The sequence below is a fragment of the Methylobacterium sp. C1 genome (assembly GCF_001854385.1).
In the GTDB taxonomy this organism is placed as follows: domain Bacteria; phylum Pseudomonadota; class Alphaproteobacteria; order Rhizobiales; family Beijerinckiaceae; genus Methylobacterium; species Methylobacterium radiotolerans.
The window spans coordinates 718,931-736,018 of the sequence record NZ_CP017640.1 but is presented as its reverse complement, the minus strand read 5'-3'; the positions used below and the strand labels follow the sequence as shown (position 1 = coordinate 736,018).

Below are 17,088 nucleotides of genomic sequence, written 5' to 3'. Positions count from 1 at the left end.
CGCACAATCACGCTGTGTGCTGCCGTAATTCTAAAGTATACCGAACCTGATTACTGTTAAAATGGCGTTGCTTTTCTTGGAAACTGTATAAAACCATCATTAACAATCAGAAAAATTACTTGAGAAATTAAATAGGCGTTACGGCGCCTTTATCTATCCGCCGGTGGGCGGACGACACTGGGGGCGCGCGGTGTCCACCTTCGCGACTGTCACGATGCCGTCGTCGGCCCCTGCGGGCGCGGCGCGCACTCGGCAAGCCGGCTCTCGAACGCGAGAGCGGAACGTGGCTTCGAGCGAGATCATCCCTGAACCGGCGGCCATGGGCCGCCGTGCAACGCCGGATCCACGTCTCACTGCTCTCGGGGCGCCGGGGCCGCGAGGCGCGGTTCAGGCGGCGGCGCCCGTGATCTCGACACGCCCATCGAGACCAACAACGCGCCCGAGGCCGCGAACACGGTTCAACAGGCGATCCCCGTTCAGGGCCTCCCACTCCTGCGGCAGACGCAGCACCACGCGGCCATCCTCGACGGTGAGCGGCGCCCGTCCGAGCGCGCCGTCCATGCCGGCCGAGATCGGGAAGGCGATCCGGAGCAGCGCGCCCAGGAGGCGCGCGCGCTCGAACAGGCGCGGACCGGCCACGCTGCGGAGCATCGCGTTCGCCTTCTCGGGCGCCAAGCCGATGTGTTTCAGGGACACCGCCAGGGCGAGATAGGCCCGCCCCGGATGATCCACGCCCACGAAGGCGGCGTTCTGGATCACCGCGATGCTCTGCTCGCCGCGGTAATCCGGATGCGCCCGCCAGCCGACATCCGACAGCAGGCAGCCCGCGTGGCGCAGGCGGCGCTCGTCGGCGGTCTCGTGACCGTCCAGGGTCGCGACGAACCGATCCGTCCAGGCGATCAACTCCTCGCCGTGGCGCGGCGAGCGCGCGCGCAGGACGTTGAATTCCGACGCCGAGGCCAGCAGCGGATCGACCAGCCTTGTGTCCCGGTCGAGCTGCTCGAACAGCAGGCCCTCGCGGACGCCCGATGCCGAGATCGCCACCTCGCGCGGGCGCCCGACCCGGATGATCTCCTCCAGCACGACGGCTCCGTAGGCGAGCAGCGGGCGCCGCGCCTCCGAGATCGCGTCGACGTCCTGCAGCAGCGCCACGTCGGTCTGCTCGACGACCTGCAGGAAGCTGAGCTCGTCGGTGGGCTCCACCGCGTAGCCGTGCATCACGTGGACGGGGTAGCCGCGGGCCGCCTGGTGGAGCCGCGCGATCGCCCGCCACGTGCCGCCGACCGCGTAGAAGGTCCGCCCGCGCAGGGTCTCCAGCTGCGGGGCGGCCTTGCGCATGTACTCGCGGACGATCTTGGCGGCCTTCTTGACCGAGCCGCCGGACAGGTCCTGCAGGGCGAGACCGCCGAGGGGCATGGTCACCCCCTGGCCGACGACGGCCCCGCGGACGTCCACGAGTTCGAGGGAGCCGCCGCCCATGTCGCCCACCACGCCGTTCGGCGCGTGGAAGCCCGAGACCACGCCGAGCGCGGACAGCTCCGCCTCCCGCCGTCCGGAGAGCAGCTGGATCTCCTGACCGCAGGCTGCCTCGGCGGCGCGGAGGAAGTCGGGACCGTTCTCGGCGTCCCGCGCCGCCGCGGTGGCGAGCACGAAGACCTGCCTGACGCGCATCGTCTGGCACAGCACCCGGAATCGACCCAGGGCGGCGAGTGCGCGGGCCACCGCCTCCTCGTTCAGCCGGCCGGTCGTCAGGACATTGCGGCCCAGGCCGCAGAGCACTTTCTCGTTGTAGAGCGGCGTCGGCGCCCGGGTCAGTCCGTCATACGCGACGAGGCGGACCGAGTTGGAGCCGATATCGATGATCGCCACCGGATGGTGCGCGGCGCGGTCGATCGCCTCCGCGTCCCGCGCGAGGGTGAGATTGGCAAGAGGGCTGCCCAAACGTCCGAGTCCTTCATCAGCCCGGCGTACCTGCCGGCGCGCCGTGCGGGAGGTTTAACCCAGCGACGGCGCGCGGCGAAACTCAGCTGCGTTGCGCGCGTCGGCTGAGGGCCCGCGGGCTCGACTTCTTCGAGGCCTTGCCGCGTCCCGAGAGGCTGGGATTGGTCATGAAATACTTGTGGGCATTGAACGGCTCCTCGCCCTCGGCGGGCTGGATCCGTTCGCAGCCGCCCGAGGCGAGGAGCCGCCAGCTCTGACGGTTGTCGAGAAGGTTGGCCAGCATGATCTGGTCGAGCACCTGCTGATGCACCGTCGGGTTCGTGATCGGCAGCAGCGCCTCGACACGGCGGTCGAGGTTCCGGCTCATCAGGTCGGCCGAGGAGATGTAGACCGTGGCCTTGGGGTGCGGCAGCCCGACGCCGTTGCCGAAGGCGTAGATGCGCCCGTGCTCGAGGAAGCGCCCGACGATCGACTTCACCCGGATCGTCTCCGACAGGCCGGGGATGCCCGGGCGCAGGCAGCAGATGCCCCGGACCACGCAGTCGATCTGAACGCCGGCTCCCGAGGCGTCGTAGAGCGCGTCGATGATCTGGCCGTCGACTAGGGAGTTGCACTTGATCCAGATCGCGGCCGGGCGCCCGGCCTTCGCGTGGGCCACCTCCGCCTCGATATGCTCCAGGAGGCGGTTCTTCAGCGTCAGCGGCGAGACCGCCATGCGCTCCAACTCGGCCGGCTCGGCGTAGCCGGTGATGAAGTTGAAGATGCGCGACACGTCCCGCGCGATCGCGGGATCCGCCGTGAAGAACGACAGGTCCGTGTAGATGCGCGCGGTGATCGGGTGGTAGTTGCCGGTGCCGACGTGGCAGTAGGTGACGAGCTTGTCGCCCTCCCGTCGGACCACCAGCGACAGCTTGGCGTGCGTCTTGAGCTCGACGAAGCCGAACACGACCTGCGCGCCCGCCTTCTCGAGATTGCGCGCCCAGCGGATGTTGGCTTCCTCGTCGAACCGCGCCTTCAGCTCCACGAGGGCGGTCACGGACTTGCCGAGCTCGGCGGCCTCGGCGAGGGCCGCGACGATCGGAGAGTTCGACGAGGTGCGGTAGAGCGTCTGCTTGATCGCGACGACGTTCGGGTCGCGCGCGGCCTGGGCCAGGAACTGCACCACCGAGTCGAAGGATTCGTAGGGGTGGTGGACGATGAAGTCCTTCTGGCGGATCGCCGCGAAGACGTCGCCGCCGCTCTCGCGGATGCGCTCGGGGAAGCGCGGGTTGTAGGGTTTGAACTTTAGGTCGGGCCTGTCGATGCCGACGACCTGGGACAGCTCGTTCAGGGCCAGCATGCCCTCCACGAGGAAGATCGCGTCCGCGGCGATCTCGAGCTCGTCGGCGACGAAGCTGCGCAGATCCTCCGACATGCCCGCCTCGACCTCGAGGCGGATCACGACGCCGCGGCGGCGCTGCTTCAGCGCGGTCTCGAAATGCAGGACAAGGTCTTCGGCCTCCTCCTCGATCTCCAGGTCGGAGTCGCGGACCACGCGGAACGCGCCGCTGCCCTTCACGAGGTAGCCCGGGAAGAGCCGGCCGGTGAACATCCCGATCACCTGCTCGATCGGCATCAGCCGCGCCGCGGTCTCGCTCTCGGTCACCGGCAGGCGCACGAAGCGGTCGATGACGCCAGGCAGGCGGATGAGCGCGCGCAGCAGCCTTCCGTCCTTCGGCCGAACCAGCATCAGCGCGATGGTGGTGCCGAGATTTGGGATGAACGGGAACGGGTGGGCCGGATCGATCGCCAGCGGCGTCAGGACCGGGAAGACGTGGTTGAGGAAGTACTCCTCCAGCCACGCCGCCTGCTCGGCCGTGAGGGCGGCGGGCTCGACGATGTCGATGTCGGCCGCGTGCAGCTCCTCGCGCAGCTCCCGCCAGCGGGCCTGCTGGTCGGCGGCGAGGCGCGAGACCTCGGCGCCGATCCGGACCAGCTGCTCGGACGGCGACAGGCCGTCCTGCGACGGCACCGTGATCCCGGCCCGGACCTGATCGATCAGGCCGGCGACGCGGACCATGAAGAACTCGTCGAGGTTGTTGGCCGAGATCGACAGGAAGCGGAGGCGCTCCAGGAGCGGGTGGTTCGGATTCGACGCCTCCTCCAGCACGCGCCGATTGAACTGCAGCCAGGACAGCTCGCGGTTCACGAACCGCTCCGGCGTGTGACGCAGGGACCGCCCCGCTTCCAGAACCGACTCACGGGCCGCCCCGACCGACGGCTCCGCCGGGGCCGCGGCGGCCGGCCACTCGTCGTTGGCATCGGCCGCCGGCGCGGCCGCCGTGCCGGACGGGTCGACCGGCACGCGCCGGGCCGCCGGCACGCGCCGCGTCGCCGGATTGGCCGCCGCGCGCCGACGGGGCTCGGCGGCCTCGTCGGCGGCGTCGCGGTCCACGGGCTTCTGCGTCGATTCCATCCCGGATCCCTGTCTCTGCTCCTCGCGGCGGCGGAGCGTGTATCACCCTAGACGGGCGGCCTTCACGACGGTTTCGTGACGACTGCCGCATTCCGCGCTCAGCCGGTCGGGTCGGGCTCGTCCTCCAGCCCCATGCGCCGCAGGACGGCCAGCGCGAGCGGCCGGCTGATCCGCCGACCGCGCCCGAGGGCGTCGCGGTCGAGCTCGGCGACGACGTCCCGGGCGCGACCCAGCGACCGGTCGATCCGCAGGGCCAGCGCGTCGATGACGCCGAGATCGACGACCAGCTGCCGGTCCACGAACAGCTTGACCAGCACGGCGCGCAGCAGGGCGTCGTCCGGCGCCTCGATGGCGCTGCGCGGGGCGAGGCGAAGCCGCGAGCGCAGGTCCGGCGTCGCGAGTCCCAAGGCGTCGATGCCCGTGGCGCTGGTCAGCAGGACCGGGCAGCGTCGCTCGCGCGCCCGGTTGAGCAGGTGGAACAGCGCCGCCTCGTCGAGCCGCTCCGCCCGGTCGATGTCCTCGACGACCAGCGCCCCGTTGGAGACGAGGTGCTGGACCGCGTCGCCGCCCAGCTCGGCGGCCGGGAGGGTCCAGGCGTGGGCGCGCTCGGCCCAGATCGCCGCGAGGTGGCTCTTGCCGCTGCCCGAGGGTCCGGTGAGGACCAGGACGCTGTCCGGCCAGTCCGGCCACGCCTCGATCAGCGCGTAGGCCGCCTCGTTGGCCGGTCCCACGAGGAAATCCTCCCGCCCGAAGCGAGGGTCGAGCGGCAGGTCGAAGGCCAGCTGCCGGGGTGGGGCGTTCTCGCGCATGTGCCGCTCAGGATCATCCCGCGCCCGCGGAGGTCAAGGCCGAAGGGGTCTTGCCGTCGTGCTCGATCAGGATCGGCTGGCCCGCGTGGTAGAGGCGGCTCTCCAGGTAGCGGGCCAGGGCGAACCGGACCAGCACGCCGATCGAGGCCGCGATCGGGACGGCGAGCAGCAGCCCGACGAAGCCGAACAGGGTCCCGAAGGCGAGCAGCGCGAACATTAACCAGACCGGGTGCAGCCCGGTGGAATCACCGACGAGCTTCGGCGAGATGACGTTCCCCTCCAGGAACTGGCCGACGAGGAACACGCCGACGGTCAGGCCGAGGTGCAGCCAGTCGGCGGAGGGCCAGAACTGAACCAGCGCGACGCCCACCGAGAGCAGGAAGCCGGTGAGCGTGCCGACGTAGGGGATGAAGGTGAGGAACCCCGCGATCAGGCCGATCAGCACGCCGAAGTTGAGGCCGACGAGCCAGAGGCCGATGGCGTAGAAGCTGCCCAGGATGAGGCAGACCAGCGTCTGTCCGCGCACGTATCCGGTGACCGCCCCGTCGATCTGGCGCGCCAGCTCGCGCACCGTCGCCCGGTGCCGGGGCGGTACCCAGCCGTCGATCGCAGCGACCATCCGGTCCCAGTCGACGAGGATGTAGAAGGCGACGACCGGCGTCACGACGAGCAGCGAAGCGATCGAGATCAGCGCCTGGCTGCCCGACCAGAGCGACTTCAGGAAGGCCAGGAGCCACGTCCCGGCCTGGGTGGCGAGCGTGCCGACGGAGGATTGCAGCTCGTTGAGGACGTTCGCGCCGCCGACGCGCTCGAGCAGGGTCCCGGACCGCTCGGCGATGATCGCCTGGAGCCGCGACACCATCCCGGGCAGCGCGTTGACGAGCGCCACGACCTGGTTGGCCGTGAGCGGGATCAGGATCAGCAGCGTCACGACGAGGGCGACGACGAACAGCGCCAGGATCAGCAGGCTCGCCGCCAGACGCCCGAGGCCGAGCCGCTCCAGCCGGTCGGCCAGGGGGTCGAGGAGATAGGCGAGCGTGATGCCGGCCACGAAGGGCAGCATCACCTCCCGGAGGAGGTAGACGATCAACCCGAGGGCGACGACAGCGGCCAGCCCGATCACAGCCCGTGCGCGCACGATGACGCTCCCCCCGCAGCACACCACGCCAGCGGGCAGAGTGGGTATGCGAGGCGCGCCGATCAAGGCGCCGCCGTGCCGACTCGCGCGCCGCGCGCGAAGTCGCTAGAGCGGGGCCTGGATAGAACGAGGTGGCGCGGGCATGACGGCCAAGGACGGCAACGAGCCGAAGACGGGGCTGACCTACGCGGCGGCGGGCGTCGATATCGATGCCGGCAACGCCATGGTCGAGACGATCAAGCCGCTGGTGCGCTCGACCCGGCGCCCGGGCGCCGACGCCGAGATCGGCGGGTTCGGCGGCCTGTTCGACCTGAAGGCCGCGGGCTTCCGCGACCCGATCCTGGTCGCGGCCAACGACGGCGTCGGCACCAAGGTGAAGATCGCCATCGAGACCGGCCGCCACGACACGATCGGCATCGACCTCGTGGCCATGTGCGTGAACGACATCATCGTCCAGGGCGCCGAGCCGCTGTTCTTCCTCGACTACTACGCCACCGGCAAGCTGGTGCCGGGCGTCGGCGCCGACATCGTGCGCGGCATCGCCGAGGGCTGCCGGCAGGCCGGCTGCGCGCTGATCGGCGGCGAGACCGCCGAGATGCCGGGCCTCTACGACGGGTCCGACTACGATCTCGCGGGCTTCTCGGTCGGCGCCGCCGAGCGCGGCGCGCTGCTGCCGCGGCCCGGCATCCGGCCCGGCGACGTCGTGCTCGGCCTGCCCTCCTCCGGCGTCCATTCCAACGGCTTCTCGCTGGTGCGCCGGATCGTCGCGAAGACCGGCCTCGGCTGGGACGCGCCGGCGCCGTTCGCCCCGGGCCGGAGTCTCGGCGAGGCGCTGCTGGAGCCGACCCGGATCTACGTGAAGCCGCTCCTCGCGGCTCTGGGGGCCACCGACGGGATCCGGGCGCTCGCCCACATCACGGGCGGCGGCTTCCCCGACAATCTCCCGCGGGTCCTGCCGGACGATGTCGGCATCGCCGTCGACCTCGACGCCGTGACTCCGCCGCCGGTCTTCAACTGGCTCGCCCGCGAGGGCGGCGTCGCCGAGGCCGAGATGCTGCGCACCTTCAACTGCGGGATCGGCATGGTGGTGATCGCCGCCGCTGACGCGGTCGACGACGTCGACGAGGCGTTGACCCGGGCCGGCGAGACCCCGGTCCGCCTCGGGCGGATCACGGCGCGCGGGCCCGAGCCGGTCACCTTCGCCGGCCGCCTCGCCCTCTGATGGCGGCCGCCCGCAAGACCCGCGTCGCCGTCCTGATCTCGGGGCGCGGTTCGAACATGGTCGCGCTGCTCGAGGCCGCGAAGGATCCCGCCTTCCCGGCCGAGATCGTGCTGGTCCTGTCGAACCGCCCGGCGGCCGCCGGCCTCGCCCGGGCGGCCGCGGCTGGCATCCCGACGCAGGCGATCGATCACCGGGCCTTCGCCGACCGGGCCGGCTTCGACGCCGCCCTCGACGCGGCGCTGCGGGCGGCCGAGATCGACCTCGTCTGCCTCGCGGGTTTCATGCGGATCCTCACGACGGAGTTCGTGGCGTCCTGGGCCGGCCGGATGCTCAACATCCACCCGTCGCTCCTGCCCCTGTTCAAGGGCACGCACACCCACCGGCAGGCGCTGGACGCGGGCGTGCGCCTGCACGGCTGCACGGTCCACTTCGTCGTGCCGGAGCTCGATGCCGGCCCGATCGTCGCCCAGGCCGCGATCCCCGTCCGCCAGGACGACGATCCCGACAGCCTCGCCGACCGGGTGATCGTGCAGGAGCGCCGCCTCTACCCGGCGGTGCTCGCCCTCGTGGCGGGCGGCCGCGCCCGCCTGGAGGGCGAGCGCGTGGTCATCGCCGACGCGGCGCCGGACGGCGCGCTGTTCAGCGTCTAGCGGGCGGCAGCACGGGCGTTTCCGTCCTGGCGCGCGGGGCGAAGCTATCCGGTAACGCCACGCTCGCCGACGTCTTGCTCAACGGGTTGCTGCGCTCCGCGCGCCAGGACGGTGCGCGGAGCCGGGAGCCTTCGGGCGCTCAGACCGGGCGCTGCAGCTTGCAGCTGTCCAGGGCCGAGAGCGCCTTGGCGCGGGCGGTGTCGTTGAAGTAGCCGGTGGTCCGGTAGGCCTCGATCTCGGAGGCGTCGAGGCTGCGCAGGGTCTGACGGGCGTAGCAGCCGCAGGGGCGCTCGAGGGACGCCTCGGTGGCGCTGGTCATGCGCGCCTGGACGACGGTGCAGGCGTGGCGCACGCGGCCTTCGAGATTGGTCTTGCTGGCGGTCTTGAGGGCCGGGTCGGGCTCGTACTGCTGGAACGGGGCTGAGGATCCGCCCGCGAGGGCGGCGGTCGCGCCGAGGGCGATCAGGCCGGTCGCGATCAGCAGGGGCAGGCGGCGCATCGTCATGGTCGGGGTCGTCCGGGGGCTGAGATTGGCTAAGCTCGGCCGTTGGACGCTTCCGGGCTCTGTCCCGTCAAGGACGACCCGGTCACACAGGGCGGCATTCCCGGCGGCACCGGGTCCGGGGCGCGCGAATGGCGGGCCGGTGTGCCCAACCCGCCACCGCGCCGCGCCTCAGGCGGCGATGTCGGAATCCTTGAAGAACTGCGCGATCTCGAGCTTGGCGTTCTCGGCGCTGTCCGAACCGTGGACGGTGTTCTCACCGACGGACTCGGCGAACTTCTTGCGGATCGTGCCCTCGGCGGCCTGGGCCGGGTTCGTGGCGCCCATGACCTCACGGTACTTGGCGACCGCGTTCTCGCCCTCGAGGACCTGAACCACCACCGGGCCGGAGGTCATGAAGGTCACGAGCTCGCCGAAGAACGGGCGCTCCTTGTGCACCTCGTAGAACTTCTCGGCCTGCTCCTTGGTCATGCGGATGCGGCGCTGGCCGACGATGCGCAGGCCGGCCTCCTCGATGACCGCGTTGACCGCGCCGGTCAGGTTCCGCCGCGTCGCGTCGGGCTTCAGGATCGAGAAGGTGCGCTCGGTGGCCATGGTGCGTCCGGTCTGTCTGTGGAAAAGATCTGCGGCGCGCCGGCGATCCGGACACGCCGCGGCAGCGAGAATTTCGCTTCGGCGCCGGGCTTATAGCGGGCGCCCCCCGGTGTCTCAAGCCGCGCGGCGGGACCGGGCGGGACAAGCGCGGCCGTGGCTCTGCCGCAACACCGCCGAAAAATCGCCCGAATGCGACGGCTCAGTCGCGCACCAACCGACTTCGTCCACCCCTCGGGCGTCCGCGGACGCCCCAACACCGGAGACGAACCATGCGCTTCGCTCTCAGCGCCAGCCTGCTTCTCGCCGGCCTCTCCGCCGCCGCCGCCGACACCGCCAAGGACCCGTCCGGCACGTGGCTCACCGGCGACGGTCGCGCCAAGATCCGGATCGATCGCTGCGGCCCCGGCCAGAAGCTGGTCTGCGGCAAGGTCGTCTGGCTCAAGACGCCGACCTTCGACAACGGCGCCCCGCGCACCGACCTCAAGAATCCCGATCCGAAGAAGCGTGCCCGTCCGGTGATCGGTCTGCAGCTGATCGATGGTCTGAAGCCGGACGACGCGAAGTTTACCGGCGAACTCTACAATATCGAGGAAGGCAAGATCTACACGGTCAGCCTGGAGCGCGAGAACGAGGCCGAGCTCAACGTCTCGGGCTGCATGCTCAAGATCCTGTGCGGGTCGCAGACCTGGACCCGCGTCCCGGACGTGAACCAGCAGGCCGCCAACAAGAACTGATTGCCCGTCAGATCGCCGCGAGGCCGCGCTGCACCGCCGGCCTCGCCAAGATGCTCTCGAGCCAGCGGGCGACGTTCGGCAGGGTGTCGATGGCGACGCCCTGCTTGAAGTTGAGCTTGGCCCAGGTGAACGTCGCGATGTCGGCGATGGAGTACTCGTCGGCCAGGAAGGCGCGGCCCTCGAGCCGCCGCTCCAGCACGCCGTACAGGCGTTTGGCCTCGGCGGTGAACCGGTCGATCGCGTACGGCACCTTCTCGGGCGCGTAGATCTTGAAGTGGTGCGTCTGCCCGAGCATCGGCCCGAATCCCGCCACCTGCCAGAACAGCCACTCGTCGACCTGCACGCGGGCGCGCTCGTCGGCCGGGTAGAATTGTCCGGTCTTCCGGCCGAGATACTGCAGGATCGCGCCCGATTCGAAGACGGAGATCGGCTGTCCGCCGGGCCCGTCCGGGTCGACGATGGCCGGGATCTTGTTGTTGGGCGAGATCGCCAGGAAATCGGGCGCGAACTGCTCGTTCTTGGCGATGTCCACGGGAACGATGCGGTAGGGCAGCCCGCACTCCTCCAGCATGATCGGGATCTTCCAGCCGTTCGGCGTGCTCCATGTGTGGACGTCGATCGGCCGCCCGGACACCGCTGCCATGCTCTGCCTGCTCCTGGACCCGATCGTCGGCGGCGCGGTGGTCCTCCGCCATTTCCAAACAACCCCGGCAGTGAAGACGATTTCCCGGCCGCGCTCAAGGGCAGCGGCCCGGGAGCCCGACGATTCGGCGAAGCTGCGCCGGAGCTGTCGTCGGCCGCCGGGGCGGGCTTGCCGGCCCCGCGCGAGAGCGGCGAGATTGCGGCTCGGGCGTGGTACGTCGCCCGAGGGGGAACATCCGATGATCGATCGTCTCGTCAGGATCGCGGTCCTGTCCGTGCCGCTGCTCGCCGCCTGTCCGGTCCTCGCCAAGGACCCGCCTGCCAAGGATACGCCCGCCCGGGACGCGGCGGCCAGGGAGGCACCCGCGAAGGCGCCCGCCGCCGAGGCGCCGGCCGCCAGGACGCCGAGTCAGGGCCAGTCCGCCACCCGCGAACGGCAGAAGACCTGCGGCGCCGAGTGGCGCGCCCTTACCGACGCGCAGAAGGCCGCGCAGGGGCCGAAATGGCCGCAGTTCTGGAGCAAGTGCAACAAGCGCCTGAAAGGTGGCGACAAGGCCTGACCGGCTAGAACCGCGGGGCGTCCCGTTCGTTCAGACATCCGCGGCGCGTTGGCGGGAGACACGAGGCGATGACGGACCCTTCTCCGTCCGGACGGGCGGTGGACAGCGCGCCGCGCCCGGTCCGGCATGGCTGAGGCCCCCGCCGCATCCGCCGCGGATCGCCGCGCCGAACCGTTCGTCGACCGCGTCGTGGCGTTCCTCGATGCCTGGGTGCCGAAGCCGGCCGCCTGGGCCTTCGCGCTGCGGATCTGGATCGCCATGATGCTGGCACTGGCCGCCGCCTTCTGGCTCCAGCTCGACAGCGCCTCGTCCGCCGCCACCTGCGTGGCGATCCTCGCCCAGCCCAAGCGCGGGCAGGCGATCTCGAAGGCGGTCTACCGCCTCCTCGGTACGCTGATCGGCGCCGTGGTGGCGCTCGTCTTCATGGCCCTGTTCGGCCAGGACCGGGTGCTGCTGCTCCTCAGCTTCACCGTGTGGCTCGGCCTCTGCGTCTTCGTCGCCCAGTTCCTGCAAGACACGCGGGCCTACGGCGCGATGCTGTCCGGCTACACCGTGGCGATCATCGCGCTGGGTCAGATCGACGAGCCGCAGGGCACCTTCGACGCCGCCGTGTCCCGCGTCGCCGTGATCGTGCTCGGCATCGTCGTGATCACCTTCATCAACGACGCCCTCGCCTCGCCGAGCACGTGGCGGGCCCTGCTGCCGCAGTTGCGCGAAGCCTGGGACGAGACGCGCGGCTACGCCCGCGAGACGCTGGCGGTGGGCGACCTCGGCGCCACGCGCACCGCCGCGCTGATCCGCGCCATCGCGCCGATGCGGGCCGATGCCAGCGCCATCGCGGGCGAACTGGACGATGGCCGGTACCGCGCGGCCGGCGCGCGCAGCTGCATCGCCGCGCTCTACGTGATGGCGGCCGCGATCCGCAGCCTCGGGGCCGCGGCGGCCGGCCTGCGCAACCCGAGCCCGGCCGTCGCGGAGGCGATGGCGATCTGCCGGCGGGTGGCCGACGCACCGGATCCCGACGCCCTCGACCGCGACGACGAGCGCCTGCGCGACCTGATCGACGCGGCCATCCGCGACGGGACCCGCCCCCTCGACGAGGTGGTGGTGCTTCAGCGCGCCCTCGACTTCGTCTGCGCCGCGACCTTCGCGCAGGACGGCATTCGTGCCGTCGCCGACGGCCACCGGCCGCTGCGCGACGCCGCGCTGCCGACCCATCGCGACTTCCCGGTCGCCGTGCGCGGTGCCCTGCGAGTGGCCCTGAGCTTCGCGGTGACCGCCGCCACCTTCGTGGCGCTCGGCCTGCCGCAGGCCTCCTTCGCGCTGGTCCAAGTGGCCGCCACCGCGGCGCTCTCGTCGGTCACGCCGGATCCGAAGAAGTTCGCCAACGGGGTCGTCATCGGGATGACCCTCGCCGCCACCTTCGCGGGCATCGCCCGGTTCGCGCTCCTCAACGGTGTCCAGGGCTTCCCGATGCTGGCCATGGTGATGGCCCCCGTGATCTTCTTCGGCTGCTTCCTGTCGCTGAACCCGAAGACCTTCGGCATCGGCTTCATCGTGATCGTCTTCTTCCCCGTGCTGCTCGGGCCCTCGAATCCCCAGTCGTACGATGCGCTGACCTTCCTCCTGAACGCCTTCCTGGTGGTCGTCGCGGCCGTGATCCTGTCGATCGTCGTCCGCCTCATCCTGCCGATCGCGCCCGCCCAGCAGCGGGTCTTCGCCCTGGATTCGGCGCGGCGCGCGCTCGCCGACGCCCTCGTCGGCCAGGGGGGCGACGCCACCACCCGCACCAGCCTGAACGCCGACCGGCTGTTCCAGTTCGCGAATTACAGCTCGGGGAGCGGCGCCGTACGGCGGGCGAACCTGCACCACGCCTTCGCCCTCGCCCGGCTGGAGGCCGCCGCCGCCCGCGCCCACGCGGAGCTGCGCCGCCTCTGGTCGATCGGGGCCCTGCGCGGCGCGATCCCGCGGGCGCGGGACGCCCTGGCGGCCGGCGACGATCGCGGCCTCGAGACGGCGGCGCGCGAGCTGATCCGCGCCGCGTCCGGCCAGGACCGGGCGGTGCGGCTGACGACGGCCCGCGCCGCCAGCGACCTCGTCACAGCGTCGCGAACCATCACCCGCCACCGGCGATTCCTCCATCGCCTCGACGTCGCGCTATTCTGACGGCCGCTTCTTCCGGAATCACCATGCACGAGGACATCCATGTCGGCGGAGTGCTGGTCACGGCCTTCGTCGCTTACGCGCTGGCCGCCTTCGTGATCCTGGTCGTCCTGCGCCTCGTCTTCGCCCGCATCCACTTCAGCCGCTACGTCGCCAACGCCCCGCTCGCCGAGGCCGGCCTCTACGTCTGTGTCCTCGCCCTCCTGATCGCGTTCATCTGATGCCCGACACGACCGCCGACGAGGACGATCCGAAGTCCGCCTCCCGTGACAGCGCCCCCGGGCGGAGCGACCCGCTGCCCGCGGTGCCGCGCCGGGGCCGCGCCGCCAAGGTGTTCCGCCTCGCGGCCACGGGCGCGATCCTGCTGGCGGCGATCGTCGCGGCGGCCTTCGTGTGGGAATTCTACGTGGCGGCGCCCTGGACGCGCGACGGCACGGTCCGGGTGCAGGTCGCCAACATCGCGCCCCAGGTCGCCGGGCAGATCGTCGAGGTCCGGGTTCAGGACAACCAGACCGTCCGCAAGGGCGACGTCCTCTACGTCATCGATCCGGTCGACTTCGAGGTCGCGGTCACCTCGGCGGACGCCGAGGTGAAGAACCGCGAGGCCGACCTGCAGGTGAAGAACGCCCAGTCAGCCCGCCGGCAGGCGCTCACGACCGTGTCGACCTCGATCGAGGAGAAGCAGCAATTCGCCGGCGCCGCGAAGATCGCCGAGGCGTCGCTGGAGAGTGCCCAGGCGCAATTGCGGCAGGCCAAGGTGAACCTCGAGCGCACCCAGGTGAAGTCCACCGTCAACGGCCGGGTGACCAACCTGCTGATGCGCGTCGGCGACTACGCCCGGACCGGCACCTCGAACATCAGCGTAATCGACACCGATTCCTTCTGGATCGACGGCTATTTCGAGGAGACGAAGATGCCCAACATTCACGTCGGCGATCGCGCCGACGTGAAGCTGATGGGCTTCGACCCGCACCTGACCGGCACGGTCCACAGCATCACGCTCGGCATCTCCACGGCGAACGCCGCCGCCAGCACGCAGGGATTGCCGGACGTTAACCCGGTCTACACCTGGGTCCGCCTCGCTCAGCGGGTGCCGGTCCGCATCCGCATCGACCATGTCCCGGCGGGCGTCCCGCTCATCGCCGGCATGACCGCGACGGTGTTCGTCAATGGTGGCCGCGGCCCGGCGCCGAACTGGTTCATGGACTTGCGCGACCGCGTCTCCGCTCTGACCACGCCGGCGGCCGGGCCGGCCCAGGAGGCCGAGCGGCGCTGAACCGTCGCCCGGGCGACCGCGCCCGCAGGCGCGGCGCCGGCGTGGTCGGCCAGGCAACACGTCCGATACGGCCGGCGGCGACGACCTGCGCGGCGGCACGGAAGAGGCCGTCGACCGCAGGATCCGCCGTCCCATCGAGGACGATATGGGCGCCGACAAGTCGCTCGCGCGCGACACAATATTTCGCAGTGCCGCAGGATCGATCCAAGTCCTTGAGCCGGCACGCGCTGCGGCGCGGCGGCGCCGCGAAGTGAAGCAAAAAGGTCCGTTGCCGAGAAAATAGCTATTGACCGACCCGGATGACGGGCGCAGTTTCTCACTGTGCTTGGCGAGAGCGGGCACGGGCCGGCAGGAAACCTTGATGAGATCAGGTTTCGCAGCGGTGTCGGTCGCTGGAAGCTGGAGGAGACAGGGATGACTCCACCGCAGCGGAATGCCGCCTAGACGGTCCAGGGACAGGTTCGGCCCGAGACCTAGCGGCGCAACACGGACAGCCGGACGGACGCGGCTCCAGGGGCGCAGAAGCGGCCACGCATGGCACGCCTTCGAATGCGCGAAAGGCCCCACTTCGAGCCGTTCCGCCGCGGTTTCTCGCCGAGGGATTCGAATGCCCCACCTGCCCGGCAGCGCCGCGGCGGGATCTCGTCGTGGTCGAGGCGATGACGGGATCCGTCGAGCCCGCCGGATCCGCCGACTTCGACGTGAGTGCCGTCCGCTCGCGCCCCCGCGGCGAGGTGCGAGCGCGGCGAGCCGCGACGGAGTCCTCTGGCTGGTCGCCCCGTCCCTGTAGCTCCTCCTCGAGGCCCGCTGATGCGGGTGCTTCAGGATGAGGCCACGCGCGGGATGGCCGGTCGCCGCGGAACGCTCACTCGATCCCGAGCTTCGCCTTGAGCAGCGCGTTCACCGCCGCGGGGTTCGCCTTGCCGCCGGTGGCCTTCATGGTCTGACCGACGAACCACCCGAGCAGGGTCGGCTTCTCCTTGGCCTGCGCGACCTTGTCGGGATTGGCCGCGATGATCTGATCCACCGCCGCCTCGATGGCGCCCGTGTCGGTCACCTGCTTCATGCCGCGGCTCTCGACGACGGCGCGCGGGTCGCCGCCCTCGGTCCAGACGATCTCGAACAGGTCCTTAGCGATCTTGCCGGAGATCACGCCCTCGCCGATCAGGTCGATGATCGTGCCGAGCTGATCCGCCGAGACCGGGGTCGCTTCGATGGACAGGCCCTCCTTGTTGAGGCGCCCGAACAGCTCGTTGATCACCCAGTTGGCCGCGGCCTTGCCGTCCCGGCCCTTGGCCACCGCCTCGTAGTAGTCGGCGGAGGCGCGCTCGGCGACCAGCACGCCGGCATCGTAGGGCGAGAGGCCGAACGCCGAGACGAACCGCGCCTTCTTGGCGTCCGGCAGTTCGGGCAGCCCCTCGGCGAGGGCGTCGACGTAGGCCTGGTCGAATTCGAGCGGCAGCAGATCCGGATCGGGGAAGTAGCGGTAGTCGTGCGCCTCCTCCTTGGAGCGCATCGAGCGCGTCTCGCCCTTGGTCGGGTCGAACAGGCGCGTCTCCTGGTCGATCGTGCCGCCGTCCTCGAGGATGGCGATCTGGCGCCGCGCCTCGGTCTCGATCGCCTGCCCGATGAAGCGGATCGAGTTGACGTTCTTGATCTCGCAGCGGGTGCCCAGCGGCTCGCCGGGGCGGCGCACCGACACGTTCACGTCGGCGCGGAGCGAGCCCTTTTCCATGTCACCGTCGCAGGTGCCGAGATACCGCAGGATCGTGCGCAGCTTGGTGACGTAGGCCTTCGCCTCCTCGGAGGAGCGCAGGTCGGGCCGGGAAACGATCTCCATCAGCGCCACGCCCGACCGGTTGAGGTCGACGAAGCTCCGGGTCGGATCCTGGTCGTGCAGCGACTTGCCGGCATCCTGCTCGAGGTGCAGGCGCTCGATGCCCACGGTGATCGACGCGCCGTCGGCCAAGTCGACCAGGACCTCGCCCTCGCCGACGATCGGGTCCTTGTACTGCGAGATCTGGTAGCCCTGCGGCAGGTCCGGGTAGAAGTAGTTCTTCCGGTCGAACACGGAGCGCAGGTTGATCTTGGCCTTCAGGCCGAGGCCGGTGCGCACCGCCTGGGCGACGCACTCGGCGTTGATCACCGGCAGCATCCCGGGCATCGCGGCATCGACCAGCGAGACGTGGTCGTTCGGCTCGGCCCCGAACTCCGTCGAGGCGCCGGAGAACAGCTTCGCCCGGCTGGACACCTGGGCGTGGATCTCCATGCCGACGATCACCTCCCAGTCGTGGAGGCCGCCCTTGATCAGCTTCTTGGGGTCGACGGGTGCGTTCATGGTCGGTCCGAAAGGCGGCTGGCATTCGAGGCGTCGCCGTCTCGGCGAGCGGAGCGAAGCGATC

15 protein-coding genes are annotated in these 17,088 nt (G+C 70.6%); 7 read left to right on the top strand and 8 right to left on the bottom strand.

Annotated features, from left to right (window positions below):
• Window positions 1-387 precede the first annotated feature (387 nt).
• The 4 genes from ppx to BKE41_RS03375 all read right to left on the bottom strand — a co-directional run bounded on the left by ppx (window position 388) and on the right by BKE41_RS03375 (window position 6,343).
• Window positions 388-1,941, bottom strand: coding sequence for an exopolyphosphatase (gene ppx / locus BKE41_RS03390; RefSeq protein ID WP_029358363.1), 1,554 nt, complete (start codon window positions 1,939-1,941; stop codon window positions 388-390).
• An 82-nt stretch (window positions 1,942-2,023) separates the two neighbouring features.
• Window positions 2,024-4,396: an RNA degradosome polyphosphate kinase gene (locus BKE41_RS03385; protein ID WP_070998523.1), complete on the bottom strand. Its 2,373-nt coding sequence runs from the start codon at window positions 4,394-4,396 to the stop codon at window positions 2,024-2,026.
• A 98-nt stretch (window positions 4,397-4,494) separates the two neighbouring features.
• Window positions 4,495-5,205: a hypothetical protein gene (locus tag BKE41_RS03380; protein ID WP_043073094.1), complete on the bottom strand. Its 711-nt coding sequence runs from the start codon at window positions 5,203-5,205 to the stop codon at window positions 4,495-4,497.
• A gap of 13 nt (window positions 5,206-5,218) precedes the next feature.
• Window positions 5,219-6,343: an AI-2E family transporter gene (locus tag BKE41_RS03375; protein WP_012317499.1), complete on the bottom strand. Its 1,125-nt coding sequence runs from the start codon at window positions 6,341-6,343 to the stop codon at window positions 5,219-5,221.
• Window positions 6,344-6,485: 142 nt separating this feature from the next.
• Here BKE41_RS03375 and purM point away from each other — a divergent pair, with 142 nt between their 5' ends.
• Both purM and purN read left to right on the top strand, forming a co-directional pair.
• The gene (purM, locus tag BKE41_RS03370; RefSeq protein WP_024831106.1) at window positions 6,486-7,565 is read left to right on the top strand and encodes a phosphoribosylformylglycinamidine cyclo-ligase; all 1,080 of its coding nucleotides are present in this window, start codon (window positions 6,486-6,488) and stop codon (window positions 7,563-7,565) included.
• A complete protein-coding gene (gene purN, locus BKE41_RS03365) occupies window positions 7,565-8,215 on the top strand; it encodes a phosphoribosylglycinamide formyltransferase (protein WP_012317497.1) in 651 nt (216 codons plus the stop codon). The genes purM and purN overlap by 1 nt, the downstream gene beginning before the upstream one ends.
• 139 nt (window positions 8,216-8,354) lie before the next feature.
• Here purN and BKE41_RS03360 read toward each other — a convergent pair whose 3' ends face one another.
• Together BKE41_RS03360 and ndk are read right to left on the bottom strand one after the other, a co-directional pair.
• Complete coding sequence (locus BKE41_RS03360; protein ID WP_012317496.1) at window positions 8,355-8,720, bottom strand: hypothetical protein; 366 nt, start codon at window positions 8,718-8,720, stop codon at window positions 8,355-8,357.
• 168 nt (window positions 8,721-8,888) lie between these two features.
• Window positions 8,889-9,311 carry a nucleoside-diphosphate kinase gene (gene ndk, locus BKE41_RS03355; RefSeq protein ID WP_012317495.1) on the bottom strand — a complete coding sequence of 141 codons (423 nt, stop codon included), beginning with the start codon at window positions 9,309-9,311 and terminating at the stop codon, window positions 8,889-8,891.
• Window positions 9,312-9,580: 269 nt separating this feature from the next.
• Between ndk and BKE41_RS03350 the strand changes: the two genes are divergently transcribed.
• Window positions 9,581-10,045, top strand: a complete 465-nt coding sequence (locus BKE41_RS03350; protein ID WP_070998521.1) for a DUF2147 domain-containing protein — start codon at window positions 9,581-9,583, stop codon at window positions 10,043-10,045.
• Window positions 10,046-10,052: 7 nt separating this feature from the next.
• On the opposite strand, the gene BKE41_RS03345 is transcribed toward BKE41_RS03350, so the two are convergent.
• Window positions 10,053-10,688: a glutathione S-transferase N-terminal domain-containing protein gene (locus BKE41_RS03345; protein ID WP_012317493.1), complete on the bottom strand. Its 636-nt coding sequence runs from the start codon at window positions 10,686-10,688 to the stop codon at window positions 10,053-10,055.
• Window positions 10,689-10,926: 238 nt separating this feature from the next.
• Here BKE41_RS03345 and BKE41_RS03340 point away from each other — a divergent pair, with 238 nt between their 5' ends.
• The 4 genes from BKE41_RS03340 to BKE41_RS03325 all read left to right on the top strand — a co-directional run bounded on the left by BKE41_RS03340 (window position 10,927) and on the right by BKE41_RS03325 (window position 14,686).
• A complete protein-coding gene (locus tag BKE41_RS03340) occupies window positions 10,927-11,247 on the top strand; it encodes a hypothetical protein (protein WP_012317492.1) in 321 nt (106 codons plus the stop codon).
• A gap of 126 nt (window positions 11,248-11,373) precedes the next feature.
• A complete protein-coding gene (locus BKE41_RS03335) occupies window positions 11,374-13,413 on the top strand; it encodes an FUSC family protein (protein ID WP_070998519.1) in 2,040 nt (679 codons plus the stop codon).
• Window positions 13,414-13,436: 23 nt separating this feature from the next.
• A complete protein-coding gene (locus BKE41_RS03330; protein ID WP_012317490.1) occupies window positions 13,437-13,631 on the top strand; it encodes a DUF1656 domain-containing protein in 195 nt (64 codons plus the stop codon).
• Complete coding sequence (locus tag BKE41_RS03325; protein ID WP_058606306.1) at window positions 13,631-14,686, top strand: HlyD family secretion protein; 1,056 nt, start codon at window positions 13,631-13,633, stop codon at window positions 14,684-14,686. Before BKE41_RS03330 ends, BKE41_RS03325 begins: the two co-directional genes overlap by 1 nt.
• 865 nt (window positions 14,687-15,551) lie before the next feature.
• Here the strand turns inward: BKE41_RS03325 and gatB are convergent.
• Window positions 15,552-17,024 carry an Asp-tRNA(Asn)/Glu-tRNA(Gln) amidotransferase subunit GatB gene (gene gatB, locus BKE41_RS03320; RefSeq protein ID WP_024831111.1) on the bottom strand — a complete coding sequence of 491 codons (1,473 nt, stop codon included), beginning with the start codon at window positions 17,022-17,024 and terminating at the stop codon, window positions 15,552-15,554.
• Between the last annotated feature and the right edge of the window lie 64 nt (window positions 17,025-17,088).

Coding starts and splice junctions, on each gene's coding strand:
- BKE41_RS03385 (WP_070998523.1), bottom strand. CDS start 4,396: ATGGAATCGACGCAGAAGCCCGTGGACCGCGACGCCGCCGACGAGGCC.
- BKE41_RS03380 (WP_043073094.1), bottom strand. CDS start 5,205: ATGCGCGAGAACGCCCCACCCCGGCAGCTGGCCTTCGACCTGCCGCTC.
- purM (WP_024831106.1), top strand. CDS start 6,486: ATGACGGCCAAGGACGGCAACGAGCCGAAGACGGGGCTGACCTACGCG.
- purN (WP_012317497.1), top strand. CDS start 7,565: ATGGCGGCCGCCCGCAAGACCCGCGTCGCCGTCCTGATCTCGGGGCGC.
- BKE41_RS03360 (WP_012317496.1), bottom strand. CDS start 8,720: ATGACGATGCGCCGCCTGCCCCTGCTGATCGCGACCGGCCTGATCGCC.
- ndk (WP_012317495.1), bottom strand. CDS start 9,311: ATGGCCACCGAGCGCACCTTCTCGATCCTGAAGCCCGACGCGACGCGG.
- BKE41_RS03350 (WP_070998521.1), top strand. CDS start 9,581: ATGCGCTTCGCTCTCAGCGCCAGCCTGCTTCTCGCCGGCCTCTCCGCC.
- BKE41_RS03345 (WP_012317493.1), bottom strand. CDS start 10,688: ATGGCAGCGGTGTCCGGGCGGCCGATCGACGTCCACACATGGAGCACG.
- BKE41_RS03340 (WP_012317492.1), top strand. CDS start 10,927: ATGATCGATCGTCTCGTCAGGATCGCGGTCCTGTCCGTGCCGCTGCTC.
- BKE41_RS03335 (WP_070998519.1), top strand. CDS start 11,374: ATGGCTGAGGCCCCCGCCGCATCCGCCGCGGATCGCCGCGCCGAACCG.
- BKE41_RS03330 (WP_012317490.1), top strand. CDS start 13,437: ATGCACGAGGACATCCATGTCGGCGGAGTGCTGGTCACGGCCTTCGTC.
- BKE41_RS03325 (WP_058606306.1), top strand. CDS start 13,631: ATGCCCGACACGACCGCCGACGAGGACGATCCGAAGTCCGCCTCCCGT.
- gatB (WP_024831111.1), bottom strand. CDS start 17,024: ATGAACGCACCCGTCGACCCCAAGAAGCTGATCAAGGGCGGCCTCCAC.